This is a genomic window from Vibrio hannami, from assembly GCF_029589055.1.
GTDB lineage: Bacteria > Pseudomonadota > Gammaproteobacteria > Enterobacterales > Vibrionaceae > Vibrio > Vibrio hannami.
Genome location: NZ_JARQZP010000003.1, coordinates 1,061,830 through 1,081,494, shown reverse-complemented (window position 1 = coordinate 1,081,494; position 19,665 = coordinate 1,061,830). Strand labels below are relative to the sequence as shown.

At 43.5% G+C, this 19,665-nt stretch carries 15 protein-coding genes and 2 pseudogenes; 16 read left to right on the top strand and 1 reads right to left on the bottom strand.

Going from position 1 to position 19,665, the window contains the following annotated elements:
• Positions 1 to 173 precede the first annotated feature (173 nt).
• A complete protein-coding gene (locus P7F88_RS06575; protein WP_277823010.1) occupies positions 174 to 1,610 on the top strand; it encodes an EAL domain-containing protein in 1,437 nt (478 codons plus the stop codon).
• 109 nt (positions 1,611 to 1,719) lie between these two features.
• On the opposite strand, the gene pfkB is transcribed toward P7F88_RS06575, so the two are convergent.
• A complete protein-coding gene (gene pfkB, locus P7F88_RS06570; RefSeq protein ID WP_277823008.1) occupies positions 1,720 to 2,661 on the bottom strand; it encodes a 1-phosphofructokinase in 942 nt (313 codons plus the stop codon).
• Between the two features lie 369 nt (positions 2,662 to 3,030).
• Between pfkB and cra the strand changes: the two genes are divergently transcribed.
• The 15 genes and pseudogenes from cra (at position 3,031) to rbsC (ending at position 19,598) form a co-directional block, all read left to right on the top strand.
• Complete coding sequence (cra, locus tag P7F88_RS06565; RefSeq protein WP_277823006.1) at positions 3,031 to 4,008, top strand: catabolite repressor/activator; 978 nt, start codon at positions 3,031 to 3,033, stop codon at positions 4,006 to 4,008.
• 44 nt (positions 4,009 to 4,052) lie between these two features.
• Positions 4,053 to 4,502 carry an RNA-binding S4 domain-containing protein gene (locus tag P7F88_RS06560; protein ID WP_277823004.1) on the top strand — a complete coding sequence of 150 codons (450 nt, stop codon included), beginning with the start codon at positions 4,053 to 4,055 and terminating at the stop codon, positions 4,500 to 4,502.
• Between the two features lie 202 nt (positions 4,503 to 4,704).
• Complete coding sequence (locus P7F88_RS06555) at positions 4,705 to 5,694, top strand: ABC transporter substrate-binding protein (RefSeq protein ID WP_277823003.1); 990 nt, start codon at positions 4,705 to 4,707, stop codon at positions 5,692 to 5,694.
• Positions 5,695 to 5,774: 80 nt separating this feature from the next.
• Positions 5,775 to 6,722 (top strand): TolC family protein, encoded by a 948-nt coding sequence (locus P7F88_RS06550; RefSeq protein ID WP_277823001.1) that lies wholly within the window; start codon positions 5,775 to 5,777, stop codon positions 6,720 to 6,722.
• Between the two features lie 90 nt (positions 6,723 to 6,812).
• Positions 6,813 to 7,157, top strand: a pseudogene (locus P7F88_RS06545) (TolC family protein); the annotation flags it as partial.
• The gene (locus P7F88_RS06540) at positions 7,154 to 8,350 is read left to right on the top strand and encodes an efflux RND transporter periplasmic adaptor subunit (RefSeq protein ID WP_277822999.1); all 1,197 of its coding nucleotides are present in this window, start codon (positions 7,154 to 7,156) and stop codon (positions 8,348 to 8,350) included. The pseudogene P7F88_RS06545 and the gene P7F88_RS06540, both read left to right, overlap by 4 nt.
• The gene (locus P7F88_RS06535) at positions 8,343 to 11,498 is read left to right on the top strand and encodes an efflux RND transporter permease subunit (protein WP_277822997.1); all 3,156 of its coding nucleotides are present in this window, start codon (positions 8,343 to 8,345) and stop codon (positions 11,496 to 11,498) included. The genes P7F88_RS06540 and P7F88_RS06535 overlap by 8 nt, the downstream gene beginning before the upstream one ends.
• A 30-nt stretch (positions 11,499 to 11,528) precedes the next feature.
• Entirely contained in the window at positions 11,529 to 12,218 is a 690-nt protein-coding gene (locus P7F88_RS06530; protein WP_277822995.1) for a response regulator transcription factor, read from the top strand.
• Between the two features lie 131 nt (positions 12,219 to 12,349).
• Positions 12,350 to 13,525, top strand: a complete 1,176-nt coding sequence (locus P7F88_RS06525) for a sensor histidine kinase (RefSeq protein WP_277822993.1) — start codon at positions 12,350 to 12,352, stop codon at positions 13,523 to 13,525.
• 140 nt (positions 13,526 to 13,665) lie between these two features.
• Positions 13,666 to 13,941, top strand: coding sequence for a hypothetical protein (locus P7F88_RS06520; RefSeq protein ID WP_277822991.1), 276 nt, complete (start codon positions 13,666 to 13,668; stop codon positions 13,939 to 13,941).
• 145 nt (positions 13,942 to 14,086) lie between these two features.
• On the top strand, positions 14,087 to 15,406 hold the full coding sequence (locus P7F88_RS06515; RefSeq protein ID WP_277822989.1) for a sensor domain-containing diguanylate cyclase: 1,320 nt from the start codon (positions 14,087 to 14,089) through the stop codon (positions 15,404 to 15,406).
• Between the two features lie 143 nt (positions 15,407 to 15,549).
• Positions 15,550 to 16,455, top strand: coding sequence for a sensor domain-containing diguanylate cyclase (locus P7F88_RS06510; RefSeq protein WP_277822987.1), 906 nt, complete (start codon positions 15,550 to 15,552; stop codon positions 16,453 to 16,455).
• A gap of 155 nt (positions 16,456 to 16,610) precedes the next feature.
• Positions 16,611 to 17,064: pseudogene (rbsD, locus tag P7F88_RS06505) on the top strand (D-ribose pyranase).
• Positions 17,065 to 17,110: 46 nt separating this feature from the next.
• Positions 17,111 to 18,598 carry a ribose ABC transporter ATP-binding protein RbsA gene (gene rbsA / locus P7F88_RS06500; protein ID WP_277822983.1) on the top strand — a complete coding sequence of 496 codons (1,488 nt, stop codon included), beginning with the start codon at positions 17,111 to 17,113 and terminating at the stop codon, positions 18,596 to 18,598.
• A 13-nt stretch (positions 18,599 to 18,611) separates the two neighbouring features.
• On the top strand, positions 18,612 to 19,598 hold the full coding sequence (gene rbsC / locus P7F88_RS06495) for a ribose ABC transporter permease (protein ID WP_277822981.1): 987 nt from the start codon (positions 18,612 to 18,614) through the stop codon (positions 19,596 to 19,598).
• Positions 19,599 to 19,665 lie beyond the last annotated feature (67 nt).

Genomic DNA, 19,665 nt, shown 5'->3' with positions numbered 1-19,665 from the left:
GTGTGTATATTATGGTGCAATAAAACCAGAAATAAACGCAATTGCCCCGAATGAAAATAAACCCATCGAGTTTGTGGCTCGAAAAATACATTAGAACTAAATATATTAGCAATGTATGGTTTCATATTGCCCTTATATATTTGGCGGTTTTTCTGACAGGGCTAGTACTTTTAGTGCCTCTTGCCAACAGGCACGTTAATGTCATTGCTAAACAAGCGATTCAAGAGCTGGATAGTGCGTTTAACTCTGTCCACTCAGAGCTTTCTTATTTAACTGACCAAAAGATTGCATCACAAAGTTGTGATGAACTTTCTTCCCTTTTAAAGAAAGAGGTATTCAAGTCTGATTTGGCGAAGGAAATTGGCTTGTTTAGGCCATCAGGTGAAGTTTTCTGCACAAATAATGCTAGTGATGAGCCATTTTATCTGTATCAGACCATTATGAGCAGGCTAAAACATAATGGAACTACACTCTCTTACACCAAATCAAAAGTTAGTCAGGTACGTTCAGTCTTTCTGCTGTTTTCCGGGGAGAGCGGGTATGGCGTTACAGCATTGATTCCTCCAAGGTATATTTTCAGAATTCCAGAAGATATCTCAGAATTTGGCCTTGAATATCGGTTAGATGTTATTTCCAGAGATATTTCCGGTGCACCTCCGTCATCCGAGCGCAAAGCTACAGCGAGCTATAAATCAGACAAATACCCACTTAAGGTAAGTGTTTACACTTCCCAAGATTACTATCTGCACTATTTTGTGATGAATAGTTGGATGGGTTTATTAATAGCGGCGATAGTGACATTTTATTATTTCTATGCCAGAAACAAGCTTATATCTGGGAATTCTTTGGAAAGTGCTTTACAAAATGCATTAATAAACGAAGAGCTGGATGTGCATTATCAGCCAATTATTGATAGTAGAGACAGTAAAATTGTAGGCTTTGAGTCTTTGGTTCGCTGGAAAGATCCTGACGAAGGGTATATCTCCCCAGGTATTTTTATTCCTTTAGCAGAAAAACTTAACTTGATTGATCAGATAACTGAACAGGTTATGTCTAAAGTTATTACCTTTATAGCCGAACATGGTGATGCTATTAACGAGCGCTATGTCAGTATCAATATAAGCCGATCGTTGATTCTTAAGCCTGAATTTGTAGAGTGGTTTACTAAGCTCTATCGTGAGCGACCTGATCTCACAAATAAAATTGTGTTTGAGATTACCGAAGATATTAACTTTTCTAATCAGGAGCTGGATTTACTTAAAGCTCACCTTAGGCAGATCTCTGAGATTGGTATCAGGGTTGCTATTGATGACTTTGGTACTGGTTATTCAGGACTGGATTTTATACGTCAATATCCGTTTGACATAATCAAGATCGACAGGGTTTTTGTAAACAATTTAAGCGAGGACTCGACGATTATACCTCTTCTGGAATCGATGAAGATGATCTCGAATACATTGAATATGAAAGTCATCGTTGAAGGGGTAGAGGAGAAGACACAGGTAGATCTCTTATCTTCATTAGGGTTCTGCTTTATTCAGGGGTTCTATTATCATCGGCCTATGCCAAAAGAAGATCTATTAGCGTTAATCAATGCAGAGGTTAACTAGTCCAAATAAAGTACGCCCATACAAAAAAAGGACACTCAATCGAGTGTCCAAATGGTTTTGGCAAATTAGTAATTCTAGTTGTCAGTAGTAGAGTTACTAATTATCTTAGCTAACTGAGCTCATGAAATTGAATTTTCTTTTGTAGTGCTTCGAGCTCTTCTAGGCTCTTTACACCAACGCCTACCTGAGAGACTGCTAATGCAGAAAGTGCGGTTGCGAAAGTTAATAGTTCAGGCTTATCCATTTCCTGCATGTGACCCCAGCATAAGCCAGCCACTAGAGTGTCTCCGGCACCTACTGTGCTGACGACTTCCATTTTTGGTGGTTGAGAACGAACCCAATGGTGGTTGTTAAGCCACATCACACCGTCAGCACCCATTGATACGACGATGTTTTCAATACCTTTATCTGCCAGCGTCATTGCGGCAGACTGACATTCCTCGGCGGAATGAAGAGAACGTCCGGTGAACTCTCCAAGTTCTTCGTCATTTGGTTTTATTAGCCATGGATTTGCTTCCAGTCCGGCTGCCAACGCAGCACGGCTGCTGTCAAACAACACTTTTTTGTCTAAATCGTGCAGTTTCTGAATCCAACGCGCACATAGCTGAGGGCTAATGCCTTTTGGAAGGCTTCCCGCAATAACGAAGTAATCGTGCTCTTCTGCTAATCGGAAAAGCGTTCTTTCAAACTGTTCGATATCAATGGGTTTGACTTCCACACCTGGAAAATTGATATCGCTGGTAGCACCAGATTGTTCAACTAACTTAACGTTGATGCGGGTTGCGCCTGGAACTCGAACAAACTGGTCATTGACGCCAAGTTCATCAAATAACTGGCAGAACATCTCTTCATTGTCAGTGCCCAGAAATCCGGTAACTGTTACCTCGGCACCTAAATCACTCAGAACCTGCGCCACATTGACACCTTTACCGGCGGCGTGAAGATCTCCTTTATCCACCAGGCTCACAGAGCCCACATTCAGTGCATTCAAATGACCGGTAAGATCCAGAGCAGGGTTTAGCGTGACAGTAACGACTTTCTTTGTGGTCATATTCCGCTCCTTAACCTTCACCCAGACCAGACTCGATTGCAGCGCCAATCGCGGCTAGTGTCTGTAGAGCATGCGGACCACTGGTAGCTTGCCGAAGTATTATCGTGGTAGATGTAAGTTCTAACATAGTTTTTGTTCTCTTCTGCTTGCTCGGAGTCCTGCTCATCTGTAAAGCGGAGATAGCCTCTGTTTAGAGTATTCTGAAATTATGTATCTCTTATGCTGAATCGGTTCAGTGTATAATTCAACATAGAAAACAGAATAAGCTGTGAATTTATGATCCAGCGCACATATACTAAGCAACTTACTCTGCAATGGTCAGAGTAATGTTTTAATCCCGGTGTTGGCGGGATAGCAGAGGTGACCTAGATGACATTGGATGAAATAGCAAAGCTTGCAGGGGTTTCTAAGACAACCGCCAGCTATGTGATAAACGGTAAAGCTCAGAAATATCGTATTAGCGAAAAGACACAGAAAAAGGTGATGGCGGTTGTAGAAGAACATAACTACCGACCTGATCATGCGGCGTCTTCTCTAAGGGCTGGTAATAGCCGTTCATTTGGCCTGATTATTCCCGATCTGGAAAACACCAGTTACGCTAAGTTGGCTAAACTGTTAGAGCAAAACTCAAGAAAGGCAGGTTACCAGATCCTTATTGGCTGCTCTGATGACGACCCTGAGACAGAAACGAGTGTGGCAGACGCACTGGTTAGCCGAAGAATCGAAGCTTTGTTCGTTGCCAGTTGTATCCCGGATGCCAGTGGACATTACCAGAAGGTGCAGAAACGAGGGACTCCGGTTGTTGCTATTGACCGACCATTAGATGATGAACATTTTGCTTGTGTTATCAGCGAGGACTTCAGCGCTGCATTTGAATTAACACATTCGGTGTTGTCTGAGCAGGTAAATACGGTTGGGTTGATCGGAGCGCTACCTAACTTAAACGTATCAAAGGAGCGTCAACTGGGTTTTGAATCCGCACTTAAAGTACAGTCGAAAAACGCTATTGTAGGTTATGGCGATCACTTCCATCGCGAAGAAGGGAAAAAGATTCTTGAAAAATGGATAAAAGAGGGAGTATTGCCTGATGCAATTGTCACGACCTCATATACTCTGCTTGAAGGTGTGCTCGATGTACTGCTTGAACGCCCGGCATTAATGAATCAGATAAAAATTGGGACGTTCGGTGACAATAGACTGCTAGATTTCTTACCAGTCAAAATTAACTCCTTACCCCAACAGTTTGAGTTAATAGCGGATAGTGCGCTCGCTTGTGCTCTCAATGCTTCTGCCAAACGTTATCAGGCCGGGATTGAGTTAGTGCCGCGTAAGATTGTGACACGTTAAGTCATAGGGTAATCTACGCCTAATCCAAATCACAGGTAAATAAGATGTACGAAGAACACTCAGAAGAGCCAATGGAAGAGATTGAAGTTGAAGCGATAGGTATCGAAATCGCGACTCAACCGATAGAGCTTTTCAAAATATTTAAGCTAGCCAATCTGGTCGGTAGTGGCGGTGAAGCCAAACATATCATCAGTGAAGGATATGTCGCGGTGAATGGTGAGCTTGAAACCAGAAAGCGACGCAAGCTCTACGATGGCGACCTTGTTGAGTTTAATCAGGAGTTCTACCTTATTATCTGCGATGAGTCAGGAGAGTTTGTTGCGGAGCCAGATGAGCAGTACTACGAAGATAATCCAATGCACTCCTCGGAACACGATTACGTAGAGCCGGAATCAAACGGTCAGAATGAACCTGAACAAGCTGAAGAGGAAGTTTCTACACCTGAGAACAACAAAAAATCAGGCAAAGGCCGCAAGTCGATTTCCTTTTTCTGATCCCTCCTTTATATGGTTCAACCGGAAAATTTGCGGATTTTCCGGATTTGCTTTTCAAGGCCTGCATACACCGCCCTACGAACTTTAAATTCACTCAGTTGCATATTTGACACTAAACTCTAATCTATACTGATTGAGTATCTTTGATTAAATAGTCAATAAATGAGTTTTTGGTGTTGTATCGTGCTTAGGGGAATAGTGAATGGTAAGTATGTTGATCCTTTCTCTCGTTGCTTGCTTCAGCTTAGTGGTCGCCCCGATCCTATACGCTAATAATATCGCCATCATCGACAGTTACCACCAGGGCTATGCGTGGGCAGACTCCGAAAGGAAAGGCTTTGAAGAGCATGTCGATCCAGGCTCCCAGCTCACTTATTTCGAAATGGATACCAAGCGTATAGAACAAAGTGAGTTTCTCACACGGGCTAATCAGATATGGGAGAAGATTCAAGTCATTAAGCCAGATTTGATTGTCACTATGGATGACAACGCCTTGAAGTATTTTGGGTCGCGTATTACACACACCGAAATAGGTCTTGTTTTTATGGGGGTGGAAAACGACCCTCGCACTTACTTTAATGATCATAAGATTCCAGACAATGTCGCGGGGATTAGAGAAAAACCTCTGGTTAAGCAAAGTATTTTATTAATCTCGCAACTTGCTCCAGTCAGAAATAAGCGTTTTTTGCTGATGATGGATGAGGGGACCACTGCGAAGAGTGTTTCCTCTCGGCTATTGGCCGGGCGAGAGTCCATTACTATCGCTGACATCGAACTAGAGATATTTACGACCAACAGCTACAACGAATGGCAGGACAAAGTCCGTGCAATCTCAACATCGGAGTATGATGCATTGATCATCGCAAGCTATGCTTCACTTAAGGATAGTGATAAGGAGCATATCCCAGCATTTGTTACAACTGAGTGGACTAGCCAACATAGTCGTGTCCCACTGTTCACCTACTGGAAAGATGCAGTGGGGAAGGGAAGAGCAATAGGGGGCTTAGCTATCAGTGGGTACGAGCATGGGGCTAACGCTGCCCAAATGGTCAACGCTATACTGAATACTGGCGAGTTACCTCATATCGAAGTTCAGCAACAGGGAGAGTTTATCCTAAGTGAGTCCGAACTTTCACGCTGGGGGATCGAGCTTCCTCACTTTATCCGCAGCAGAAGTACAATCGTTGAGTGATAAAAGACATTTTATACCGTTAACCCTCCCTTAACCCATACATTGCTATTTTATCTTCAATCTTAATGGAGATAGTCGCAATGACCTTTAAACACACTCTAATTGCCATAGCTATTACAGGATTAGTCGGTTGTGCAAGTAGCAGCGATGCTAATTATGCTCAGCAGGCTACCAATAACTCTGTCGTAACGACAGACGCTTTGCTGGAAAAGTACATATCGGAACAAGGTGTAGCTACGACACAAGCATCTGAAGCAGTTTTGATTACTGATCTGGTAGACATTCCAGAGTTGAAGCAATACATCGAAACGGCATTGCAAAACAACCCTGGCCTTCAGCAAAGTATTACCGCTTTAAAAATACTGTATGCCCAGAAGGGAATAACCAGCGCCGATCGCCTGCCAAGCATCGATGCCTCCTATACGGGAAGCCAGGAAGAAGGCAGTGATGAGTCATACACAGGTGATGTAAGCGTCAGTTGGGAACTCGACTTATGGAATAAGTTGGGTGCCAATATAGCAGCCTCTGACAAAGATATTGCTAACTCACAGGCAACTCTACAAGAGGCGCAGGATGTGTTGGTTGCCAATATTATGCGTAGCTGGCTTGAAATCAGTCTGTATGAGCAGTTGGTTGATATCGAAACTCGCCGCCTAGCCATTCTCGAAAACAATGATGCTCTGGTACTTCAACGTTATCAGGTTGGTTTAGGTAGCCTGAAAGATCTCGATGATTCCCGAACGTCTAGTGCTTCAAGTCGCTCCACGTTGGCTGGCTATAAGGAAAGCCTGGCAAAGAGTCAACGCAATCTGATTCTATTAACAGGGGAGTGGAGTGCAGATTCACCTGAAATAGCTGTTTCGGCCACATTTCCTCAGGTAATTAACCCAATTAGCCAGCTTTCAGATCAGACTCTTGCCCGTCGTCCCGATGTGAAAGCGGCATTCCATTCCATTGAAGCTGAAGCGCTAAGAACCGACTATGCCTACAAGGCAATGCTTCCTCCTTTAGTCTTTCAGCAAGTCTGACATCTGTGGCTGATAATCCCGCAGATGCGTTACTGGTAAGCCCGTTATGGAGTCTGTTGGGTAACCTTTCCACTCCTCTGTTTCAGGGGGGCACTGAAGTCTGCTGCAGAGCAAGCTGAATTAACTACAGAGCAGAGTTTCTGGGTTTATCAGGAGACGCTTTTGAATGCGGTCAATGAAGTTGAAAACGCTATCGGACAAGAACGTTCGCTGGAACAACAGCAAAAGCACCTGAGTGATGCACTGGCAAGTGCACAAAGAAGCTCGGACAACTATGAACAAAGCTACCGTCAGGGGCTGGTAGATATTCTTGATTTGCTGACTGTTCAGCAAACCACCTATGACACAGAAGCTCAATTAGTTAATGCGATTTATGAGCGACTGGTAAACCGAATCGATTTAGGTCTGGCACTAGGCCTGGGGTATAAAGCATGAAACTGAACACTATAACTATCGCGATAACCTTGCTTTCGGCTTCAGCTATATTTGGCGCTGCAGCATACAATGGCTCTAAGATGCCAGAAAAAGGTAAACCGGGGGCAAAACCAGAATCTGTTGTAGCTAAGCCAGCAAAGATGGACGTCGTTACTATTTTGCAACAAATAGCGGTTCAGGAAACGACACCTTCAAGCTATCAATCTGAAGTAGTAGGTTACGGAGAAGTTCACTCAAAGTATGAATTGACATACACCAGCGAAGTCTCGGGTAGAGTCAAAAATGTCAGTGAGAACTTTGAATCAGGTATGGTGGTGAAAAAAGGCACCGTGCTCGCTTATGTTGACGATACCAGTTACCAGCAGGCGGTGGCTCAGGCGAAAGCCAGTGTCGCACAGGCGAAGCTGGACTACCTTGAAGAGCAGCGGCAAGGGGAGCAGGCGAAACTTGAATGGCAACGTTCAGGTTTATCTGGAGAGCCAGACTCGCCGTTAGTGTTGCGTAAACCACAGCTTGAGAACACCAAAGCAACACTGGAAAACGCCCAGCAAGAGTTAAAAAAAGCCCTGCAGGATCTGAGCAATACAGTCATAAAAGCACCGTTTGATGCCCTGGTGGTTACTCGCGATGTGCAGCCGGGGAGTTATGTTCAGGCAGGTACTCAGGTAGCCACGCTTTATAGCATTGATAGTGTTGAAGTTGAAATACCACTATCTGATGAACAGTGGAGCAGCTTACCTGTATTCGACAACGAGCTTCTAAAACAAGATAAATGGCCGGTAACCCTTACTACGTCTGATCTGCGTTTTGAATGGCAGGGTTATGTAGTTAGAACAGAGAAACACCTTTCTACTGAAACCAGGCAGCGTTCCCTAGTTGTTGCTGTAGATTCACCTCTGGAAAAAGGGAACAACCTTTACCCCGGAACCTTTGTCAAAGCCACTATTGAAGGTCAATCTCTTGAAGGCCTTTGGGAGTTGCCTTCCTCTGCGATATCTCAACAAGGCAATATCTGGTTGGTGAACGAAAATGGTTTGTTAAACAGCATTTCAGCGGATGTGAAGTTTGCTAAGCAAGATAGCGTTTATGTTACGCCAGCTTTTGAAGGTTCTGTGAAGATAGCCAAACGCCCGCTAAGCAGTTTCCAGAACAATATGAAAGTTCAGCCGGTAATTGAGGGTTCATATGAGTAATTCGACAGAAAAATTCACAGGGCCTATTGCCTGGTTTGCCAGAAACTCTGTTGCAGCAAACCTGTTGATGATAGGGATGATAGTTGTTGGCTTGTTCTCTATTAACACCTTGAGAAAGGAAGCGTTCCCGGCATTAGAGCCTGATGTGGTCTCTGTTTCGGTTGTTTATGACAGTGGTGATCCGGTGCTTGCCGAAGAAGGCATTGCGATAAAAATCGAAGAAGCGCTGGAAACTGTCCCAGGTATCAAGCGTATTACTTCAACGTCTGACTCAAGTGGGAGTCATGTATCGATTGAAAAAGAGAGTGACTACGATCTAGATACCCTCCTTACGGATGTGAAAACCAACGTTGATGCCATCAATAATTTCCCAGTTGATGCCGAGAACCCTGTTATCGACAAAGCAAGGCGTCAGGAACACGCTATCTGGGTTCAGCTATCCGGTGATGCGAACAGAACAACACTCCAGTCATTGGCTGAACGTCTAAAGTCACATCTTCTCAGTCAGGATGCAATTAGCGATGTAGAGATGAGCGGCAAGATAGACCCAATGTTGTCGGTTGAAGTAAATGAAGCCATGTTACAGGCATATGGCTTGAAACTGTCAGACATCTCAGATGCAATAAACGCGGAATCTTCAACCTCTATCTCTACCAGTCTTAGAAATGGTGATAAGAGCGCTTACCTTAAAGTGTCTCAGCAAGCTTATGAGATTGAAGAGTTTAAATCGATTCCAGTAATGACCACCGCTAATGGCACGGAAATTCTGCTTGGTGACATTGCTGTGGTAACAGACAGCTTTGAAGACGACACTTTTGTGCTTTCCCGGTACAACCAGCAAAACTCGATTGCTATTCAGGTGGTGATGGATGAGTACAGCGATGTGGTTAAGGTTGTTGAGCAGGCTAATCAGGTTGTTGAACAATGGCAAATCAGTAACATTCTGCCTCAAGGCGTAGAAATTGAGTCCTGGGCCGATCAGAGTGAAATCATTAAAGACCGCCTATCTTTGCTAATAAAGAATGCACTAACGGGTATTGCATTGGTATTTGCGGTGCTAGCTCTGTTCCTTAACATTCGTGTCGCGTTTTGGGTGGCTGCCAGTTTGCCATTTGTTTTTTGTGGCACGATATTCTTTATGACAGATACCTTTACGGGGCTGACCATTAATGAAATGACCACTTTTGGCTTCATTATGGCACTTGGTATTGTCGTTGATGATGCTGTAGTGGTAGGGGAAAGTATCTACACCACACGCCGAAACGAAGGCGATTCTATGGATAGCACCATAAAGGGAACGCTTAAAGTTGCTGCGCCGACGATATTTGGTGTTCTGACTACAGTTGTGGCTTTTGTAGCTATCGCAAATGTTGAGGGTAAGCTGGGACAGATATATGCCCAGTTTGCAATGGTTGTGACAATCTGTTTGCTACTTTCACTGTTGGAATCGAAGTTTATTCTTCCGTCTCACCTTGCTCATATCAACACTAAACGAAGTGAGAAAAAAGGACCGTTTGCTTATATTCAGTACGGTGCAGATACAGCACTGCAATGGTTTAACAACCGCGTGTACAAAAACGTTATAGAGATAGCGTTAAAGATGCGTTACGCGGTAATCATGTTATTTATCGCAATGTTTGTGCTGGTGATTGGTATGCCATTTACTGGTTCTGTTCGTGTCGCTTTCTTCCCAGAGATTGTGGGTGACCGCGTGACTGCGGATATGAGCATGTATAACGACGCGAGTTTTGGGCAGACACACAATAATCTATTAACCTTAGAAGCTAAAGCTATTGAGGCTGATAAGCAGCTAACAGAAGAGTTATCCGGCGAGTCAGTAACGGGTATTGACCACATCCAAATCCGAGCAAGCTCAGACAGTTCGGGTTCAATGCTCGTCGAGCTAGGAGAAGAAGCCGTATATGACGCTAACGAATTTGCTAAACGCTGGGGTGAACTAACCGGAAGTATGGAAGGCGTTAAGAAACTGAAAATTCTTACTAAGCGCGAGATGGTTGATAACTTTAAGGTCGAACTTAAAGCCTGGGATAACGAAACGGTGGTTGCAGCAGGTAATGACTTTAAGCTAGCTCTTGAGAAAATCCAGGGGGTAAGCGGCATTGATGACAATCTTGATCCTGGTGAACCACAGTACCGCTTTGAGTTAACCCAGCAGGGCAGAGCGCTTGGGCTGGATACTGCGACACTTTCTTCGCAAGTACTGCAATCTTTTGGTGGCGATACTGTGCAGAAATTCCAACGTGGCAAAGACGAAGTGAAAGTAAAGGTGCGCTATCCAGAAAAGGAGCGTCAGACTCTTTCTGACGTAATGAATGCGAATATTCGTACTACAGATGGAGCTTTGGTGCCTCTGACAACCGTTGCGAATGTCTATTCAGAGTATCAGGCGTCTGAAGTAACACGAATCGATAACCAAAGAGCTGTTTATATCACCGCAGTCGTTGATGGTAGAGTTATTGCGTCAAACGAATTGGTTGCACAGCTTCAGGCTAATCTAGTCCCTCAGTTACAGGCACAATATCCTGGCCTGGATATGGATTTTACCGGTGAGGCAGAACAGCAGCAAGAAGCGCAGAGCTCAATGAGTCATATGTTTATACTCGCGCTATTTGGCATATATGCGTTGCTGGCTATTCCTTTGAAATCGTATGTGCAACCGCTACTGATTATGGTTGCTATTCCATTCGGTATTGTTGGGGCAATTTTGGGGCATTGGCTAAACGATCTGACCATCAGTATCTTATCCTTGAATGGTATTCTGGCGTTAAGTGGTGTGGTGGTGAACGATAGCTTATTGCTAGTTTCACGATTTAATGAGCTGATAAAGGATAAATCAAAATCTGTACACGATGCGATTGTTGAAGCATGTACAGGGCGATTACGAGCTGTGTTGCTTACCTCAATCACGACCTTTGCTGGCCTTGCACCGTTACTTAGTGAGACATCAATTCAGGCTCAGTTCCTTATTCCTGCAGCGGCAGCTCTTGGGTATGGTATTCTGTTTGCGACGTTTATTACTTTGATTCTTACGCCATCACTGCTGTTTATTCAGTGTGAAATCAAGGCATTGATTCAAAAGCTTGTGAACAAACTTTCAGGTCAGCAAGAGCCTGTTGTACAGGTTTGAGTGAAATTAAGAAGATAAATTGAGGGAAGAATGGCCACAGAAAACCTGACGTGTTTATTGGTAGAGGATGACATCGATTTGGCGACAGCTGTTGTCGAATATCTTGAGTTAGAGGATATTCAGTGTGATCACGCAGCTAATGGATATTCAGGATATAACCTGGTTACGAAAAATAACTATGATGTATTGATACTGGATCTGAATCTGCCAAAAATGAGTGGCCTTGAAGTGTGTGAAAAGTTAAGGCAACAGGGAATGGATATCCCTGTTCTGATGTTGACTGCACGCGATACCCTAGATGATAAGCTGACAGGTTTTTCTAAAGGCGCTGATGACTACTTAATCAAGCCTTTTGCGATGGAAGAGCTGATTGTTCGCGCACGGGTACTTGCCCGTCGCCGTAGTGGACAGGTCACGAAGTTAAGCGTTAGTGACCTGACGCTAGACTTAAACCAAAAGCAGGCATTCAGAAACAACCAGCAGCTAAAACTGTCTCCTACAGCGCTCAAAATATTAGAGGTTCTTATGCGAGCCAGTCCAAACCCCGTAAGCCGTGAGTCATTGATGCAGAGCGTATGGAGAGAGGCTCAACCTGACAGTAACAGTTTGAAAGTTCACATATTTAACCTACGTAAACAGGTGGATGGAGAGTCGGAACGTAAGCTAGTACATACGATTCCAAACCAGGGTTTTGCTATTCACAATAAGGATAGTGTATGAAGGTTCGGTGGAGTTTAAGACTACATATACTGGTTGTTGTTTTGTTGACCGGAGTCGTGACCATATTTGGGTTTTCAGCCCTAAGCCTTAACTATTTTTTTTCCGGAATGGACCATGCCATGGAGCGAATTATGCTTTCTGATGCATACAACGCTTCGGTATCAGACGGAAAGCCAGTCGTGAAAGCCTTTCGGGATCCTGATGGAAATGAGAGGGATAAAATTGTTATCGCATCACGCTGGGAAGATCTGCCAGAGCTGGTTCAGCAGAATTTCACAGAACAGGAGCTAGAGCTTAATGAGCTTCACAAAAAGTTAATCACTTCTGGTACGTTTAGTCTTGAGCCTCCAAAAGCGGGAACATTTCTACTTAAGTCGATGTTTCACGGCGATGTGCGTTATGCCGCGATTTACTTTTATGCGGAAAATCGAGAACAAGTGAAGATAGGCCGATTTCCTCATGTCATCGTGGTTCTGTTTATCGCACTCGCAGCGATCTTATTGTTTTCTCTGATTTTAAGCCTGCTAATGCGCAAAGTGTCGAAGCCTATAGAGCATTTAAAAAACTGGGCAAAGTCGATAGATGAATCCGACCTTAAGACAAACACTCCAGATTTTCAGTACCGAGAACTCAACACTCTTGCAGATATTATAAAGTCTAGCTTCAAGTCTGTTCGTGAAAGTGCAGAACGAGAGAAGCGATTTCTTGGCTTTGCCAGCCATGAACTGCGAACGCCTATCGCAGTTACCCGTACCAATGGAGAACTTTTACGTAAACTCATTGAGAAAGAAAAAAGCAAAGAGAAGCAACTTGAAGTGTTGGAGCGGATCGAAAGAGCGGGTCTAACAATGACGGATTTAACAGAAACCTTGCTTTGGCTGAATCGTCAGGAAGATAAAGAGTTGCCTGTAAGTAAAGTCCCGCTTGGTTCTTTAGTCAGCCAGATTAATGAAGAGCTGGTGTACCTACTAGAAAATAAAAGGGTAGATGTAAATATATCCACGGATGACTCGATTTTATTACTTCCAGAACCCCTGTGCCGAATTATCATCACAAACCTTCTACGCAACGCTTTTCAACATACTAATGAAGGCGACATTACTATAAAACAAACCGCGGGAGAGTTTGTTGTAACGAACAAGGATATTTCTACACATAGGCTGCAACCTGACCTGGGTTTTGGCCTAGGGTTAGAGTTGTCAGAGAAGCTGATTGCCCGATATGGCTGGCGCTATATCAATAAAGAACACAATAGTGACGAAAAAGAAACACATGGCCGGGAAGTGTCTCTAATCTTCCACAATTAACTTAATGCGAAAGGAATAGTTGTCCAGTTATCACAATATGTGCTTTTGTCAGCAGTATTTGCGTCAATCATTTTTACACGTCAAACATTTTTGATTAGTATAACCAAGGGTAAATATATCGTGATAAATGTATATTATAAATGATCGAGTTTCAGTTTAAGTTAAATGAAATATGTGGCGAGTTGGCCGTCACATCAAAAAGTGCATATCAGGAGATAGCGGGTTATTACCGTGCTGGTGATTTCTTTTCGCTTGTTGAATCTTTGGTCTCGATGGCTATATGGAAAGACGAAAATAAAAGGTTCAAAGATGATCTTGAACCAAACACATATACCCCAAAAGCATATGCTGAAATAAATGGCATTACAGATATCTATATTTCAGTAAATGATTCTCCTCCTAAGAGGTTGTTTTAGTACCGTTCATTTTTTTGCTCCTGATGCACAGCTTTACTGAATGAAACATCAACTAGATATATAACATCTTGTCACGTTACGCGTTAAATATCAGTAGTTAATCTTTACTTGAGTATATATCTCTCAGGTGTATGGGGAGACCAGGATGGATACAATAAATGTCAACAACGTAAGCTGTGTAAATAGTACCCCTCATGATGTAGTTGAAGGTTGTTTACTGCATGATCTCCCTGACGCCATATTTTTGATAGATCCTGAATCATCCCATATCCTTTATGCCAACAAGGCCGCTTTTGAGTCAGTGGGACTGACTGAAAAGGAGATCCTCAACCAATCCGTATTAAGCCTACAGGCTGATGTCGTCAACCTTCCTCAGTGGTCGGAGATTTCTAAGGTTATTTCTGAGTCAGAAGAGCCTTATGTTTTCCTTGGGCGACATAAGCGCCGTGATGGCTCTGTTTTTCCTGTCGAAGTGAGAACGAGCAACTTGTACAAACAAGGTAAGCATCTGTTCTTATCTGTCGCGCGGGATATCACTCGTCGTATGATTCTTGATGAAGAACTAGATGGTCATAAGCACGGTTTATGGTATGCCCTCAACGAAGCAACGGATGGACTCTGGGAATGGAATATTCAATCGAACGAGTTGTATGTGAGCCCAAAGTTGAAACAAATGCGGGGGTTTGGTCCCCATGAAAAGGTAGCAAGTGTAGATTTTTGGACAGGTGCTATTCATCCCGAAGACAAAGATCGTGTGTTGGCGATAATGGATGAGCATATAAAAGGTAAACTCGAACGCTTCGAAGCGATTTATCGCTTAAAGAACCGAGCTGGCCATTATATTTGGGTGCATGACACAGGAAAAATCAGTGAGTTTGATTCACAAGGGAATCCTACGGTAGCGGTGGGTATGGTCCAAAATGTCACAGATCAAGTTAAGCTAAGGGAAAGATTGGAAAACCAGGCTGCACGCGATGAACTAACAGCCGTATTTAATCGACGTGTATGTAAAGAGGTCATTGAGCAACAGATCGTTACATCTAGAATTGGCGGGACATCCTTCGCGGTATTTTTAGTAGATATCGATCACTTCAAGGCTGTGAATGATTGTTATGGTCACTGCTCCGGAGATAAGGTGCTTAGGGCGTTTACTGATGTTGTCCAGACGCATCTCAGGGAAGAAGACGTTCTTTTTCGGTGGGGTGGTGAAGAGTTCGTGGTTTTGTTGCCTGGGTTGGATAAAAACAGCGTAACTCCTGCTGCGGAAAACTTACGTCATTGCATTGAAAATCATCCGGTCGTTTTATCGGAAACTGAAACGGTAGGATTAACCGCGAGTATTGGCGTATCAATATATCCAATGCACGGAGCAGATAGGCAGCAATTGATCCAAAAAGCAGACATTGCAATGTATAGGGCTAAGAATAATGGACGAAACCGTACGGAAATCTTCAACGATAATTAGCCTAAATCAATAAATGGGATGTTATGTTCTTTGAGGCTACTACTTGATCGGATTATTTGTTTAAATGTCCATCCCATAATTAAGTCATTCAAAACATAGTATTTTGGGCTTAGATTGTAATTTAACTGTTTAGGAAGAAGTTCATGGATCAGGATACGGAAATCGGTCGCTTTTTAGACTTTTTGGCAGATGCTATCCTTATTGTCGACGAGAAGTCACATATAATTTATGTTAACCAATCATGTTCTCAAATGTTTGGTTATGACAAACCAACATTTCTTACTATGAAGCTTGAGCAGTTGATGCAATCTGATGCTGCAAAAAATCACCACCAGAAAGTAGCTGGCTTTATCGATAATCAGTCCAGCGCTAAAGTCATGATGTCTAGAAATATTATGCCGTGTGTCAATGCGGACGGTATAGATTTCAACGCAAGGATATCGATTGCCAATATTGAGTATGAAGGCAAACATTGTGCTATCGCTACGATTCAGGATTACTCAACCATTCAGAATATGATTGATAACCTGTCTAACGAAGCGAGTACGGATGTACTAACTGGATTGTTTAATAAACGCCATTTAGAGAGCCTTTACGATCAGCGTTACTTTGAGAATACGGGGTCGGTAAGCTATGGTGTTGCATACCTTGATTTGAATGGCTTTAAGGCTATCAATGATACTCACGGACATGAGGTTGGAGACGAAGTACTGCGTGAAGTAGCAACGCGTATGAGCCATGGTCTTCGAGCGGGAGACCTCAGTTTTCGTATCGGCGGCGATGAATTTTTGCTGTTATTCTCTATTACTAATCCTAAGGCCTATAAGCGCGAGCTTGGGAATTTTGGCCATAAAATTCATAATCTTATCAGCAAACCAATCTCCATTGATTCGTTAGATTTAGAACTCAATGTCGGGACAAGTATCGGCCTGGGAGCGTATCCATTCGATGGCGAGGATATGCAAGAGATTATCCAGAAAGCGGATAAGGCCATGTATCATTCCAAGGCAAACTGCATTCCATTTGTATTAGTCCCTTCTGACGAATAATTACGTAATAGTGACGAGAATCCTATTTTTTGTATCTATCGAAACGTTTCGATAGATCGTCGTCACACATCTATTTCTTACCTACAGATTTTTACAGAATAGTGTCTATAGTTACCTTATCGAAACGTTTCGATGGTTTTGCCGAAACGTTTAATTTGAAGAATCAGGTCAACTATTCGGATTAATAATATGAAAAAATCAGCACTACTGAACTCTGAAATATCTTATCTGGTCGGAACCCTCGGACATACGGATGAAATCACCATTGCTGATGCAGGTTTACCTATTCCTGAAGGTGTAGAACGCATTGATCTAGCGTTGACTCAGGGTGTCCCTGGCTTTATTCAGACAGTTGAAACCATACTGAAAGAGTCGCAAATTGAAGGTGTTGTTATTGCCGAAGAGATCAAAGAGGTTAGTCCGGAACTACACGCTGAACTGCTTGAAGCAATTCGTAAAGATGCAGAATCAACCGGGCGTCAAACGTCTATAACTTATGTATCGCATGAAGAGTTCAAAGTTCGAACGTTTGAAAGTAAGGCTGTGGTTCGTACTGGCGAGTGCACACCATATGCTAACGTTATTTTCCAGACAGGCGTGACTTTTTAGTTCCCAATATTTTGGGTAAAAAGTATTTAGGTATTGAGGAATGGCAATGACCCAACCAATATTAGAACTTACTAGCATAGATAAGGCGTTTCCAGGGGTTAAGGCTCTGGATAAGGCTTGCCTGAATGTTTATCCAGGACGGGTAATGGCATTGCTTGGTGAAAACGGTGCAGGTAAGTCCACGTTGATGAAGGTACTTACAGGTATCTATTCGCTGGACGCTGGCTCTATTCGTTACCAGGGAAAAGACGCGAAGTTTGAAGGACCAAAGCACTCTCAGGAAGCGGGTATCAGTATTATCCATCAGGAGTTGAACCTGATTCCTGAGCTGACCATTGCCGAGAATATCTTCTTAGGGCGCGAGAAAGTATCAAAGTTTGGCCGCATTATGTGGCCGGAAATGTATCGAGAAGCTGATGCCTTGCTTGCTCGATTAAATGTCAAACACAGTTCAAGGCAGCCGTTGGGTGAGTTGAGTCTCGGTGAGCAGCAGATGGTTGAGATTGCAAAGGCACTTTCCTTTGAGTCGAAAGTCATCATTATGGACGAGCCAACCGATGCCCTGACTGACACCGAAACGGAATCACTGTTTAAAGTGATCAATGAGTTGCGTGAACAAGGCTGCGGCATTGTTTATATCTCTCATCGCTTAAAAGAAATTTTTGAAATCTGCGACGACATTACTGTACTCCGTGATGGTAAGTTTATTGGTCAAAGGCCGGTGTCAGAAACCGACGAAGACGCCTTGATTGAAATGATGGTTGGTCGCCGATTAGAGGAGCAATACCCTAGAGTCGACGTCGCCCATGAAACCAACTGTTTGACAGTGAAAGGATTAAGTGGCTCCGGTGTTGAAGACATTAACTTTACCCTTAATCACGGTGAAATCCTGGGTTTCTCTGGCCTTATGGGAGCAGGACGAACCGAGCTGATGAAGGTGATTTATGGCGCTCTTGAAAGAACCGCTGGAGAAGTAATTATTGATGGTAAGCCGATTTTGCCAAAATCACCGCAAGAAGGTTTGGCTAACGGCATCGCCTATATTTCGGAAAACAGAAAAGGGGATGGCCTGGTACTGAGCCTTTCGGTAAAAGAGAACATGTCTTTAAGCGCGCTGGAACACTTTACTAAAGGTATTCACATCGAAGGTGGAGAAGAAACTCAGGCGACAGAAGATTTCATACGTCTTTTCAATATCAAAACCCCTTCAAGAAATCAGATTATCGGTAACCTTTCTGGTGGTAACCAGCAGAAGGTAGCGATAGCGAAAGGATTAATGACTAAACCTAAGGTATTGATTCTGGATGAACCAACCCGAGGTGTAGACGTTGGTGCAAAGAAAGAGATCTACCAGCTAATTAACCAGTTTAAATCTGAAGGTATGAGTATCATTCTCGTATCGTCCGAGATGCCCGAAGTATTGGGTATGAGTGACCGCATTCTTGTGATGCATGAAGGTCGTATAAGTGGTGAATTTGATGCCAGCGATGCAGATCAGGAAAAACTCATGGCGTGTGCAGTAGGTAAAAAGTGAGTGAGGAAGCGGCATGAACACGAAAACAAACATAGGTAACACACAGCTAATGCATGATAAAAAACTTTTTAGTAAAGAGTGGCTTATTGAACAAAAATCTTTGATTGCACTACTGTTTCTTATTGCAGTTGTGTCGTTCTTAAATCCTAATTTCTTTACTGTCGACAATATCTTAAACATTTTACGACAGACTTCGGTTAACGCGATTATCGCCGTTGGTATGACTCTGGTTATTTTAACCGCAGGCATTGACCTGAGTGTTGGCTCGGTACTGGCTTTGTGTGGTGCGTTTGCTGCGGCAATGATCGCGCTGGAAGTACCGGTTATCGTGGCTGTACCGGTATCGCTTCTTGCTGGTGCAATCCTTGGGGCGATAAGCGGTATTATCATTTCCAAAGGTAAGGTTCAGGCATTTATTGCCACGCTGGTTACCATGACTCTGCTTCGTGGTGTCACCATGGTATTTACTGATGGTCGACCAATCTCTACAGGATTTACTGATACTGCTGATGCTTTTGCCTGGTTTGGTACTGGTTATACGCTTGGCATTCCGGTTCCTGTATGGATTATGGTGATTGTTTTTGCAGCAGCATGGTATGTACTAAACCACACGCGATTTGGTCGCTATGTTTATGCACTTGGTGGCAACGAATCAGCGACTCGACTATCAGGTATCAATGTTGATCGTGTGAAGATCGGTGTTTACTCCATTTGCGGTGCCTTGTCTGCACTAGCGGGGATTATCGTAACGTCACGCCTTTCATCTGCGCAGCCGACAGCCGGTATGGCGTACGAACTGGATGCGATTGCCGCCGTTGTGCTTGGTGGTACAAGCCTGGCTGGTGGCCGTGGCCGAATCATGGGAACACTGATCGGTGCGTTGATCATAGGTTTCCTAAACAATGCATTGAATCTACTAGACGTATCTTCGTACTACCAGATGATTGCGAAAGCAGTGGTAATTCTTCTGGCGGTACTTGTGGATAATAAAAACAAGTAACTTGAATATAAGAAACCTGGATACACAATAACAGGCCAGTTTAACTGGCCGTACTCTAAACTATCTA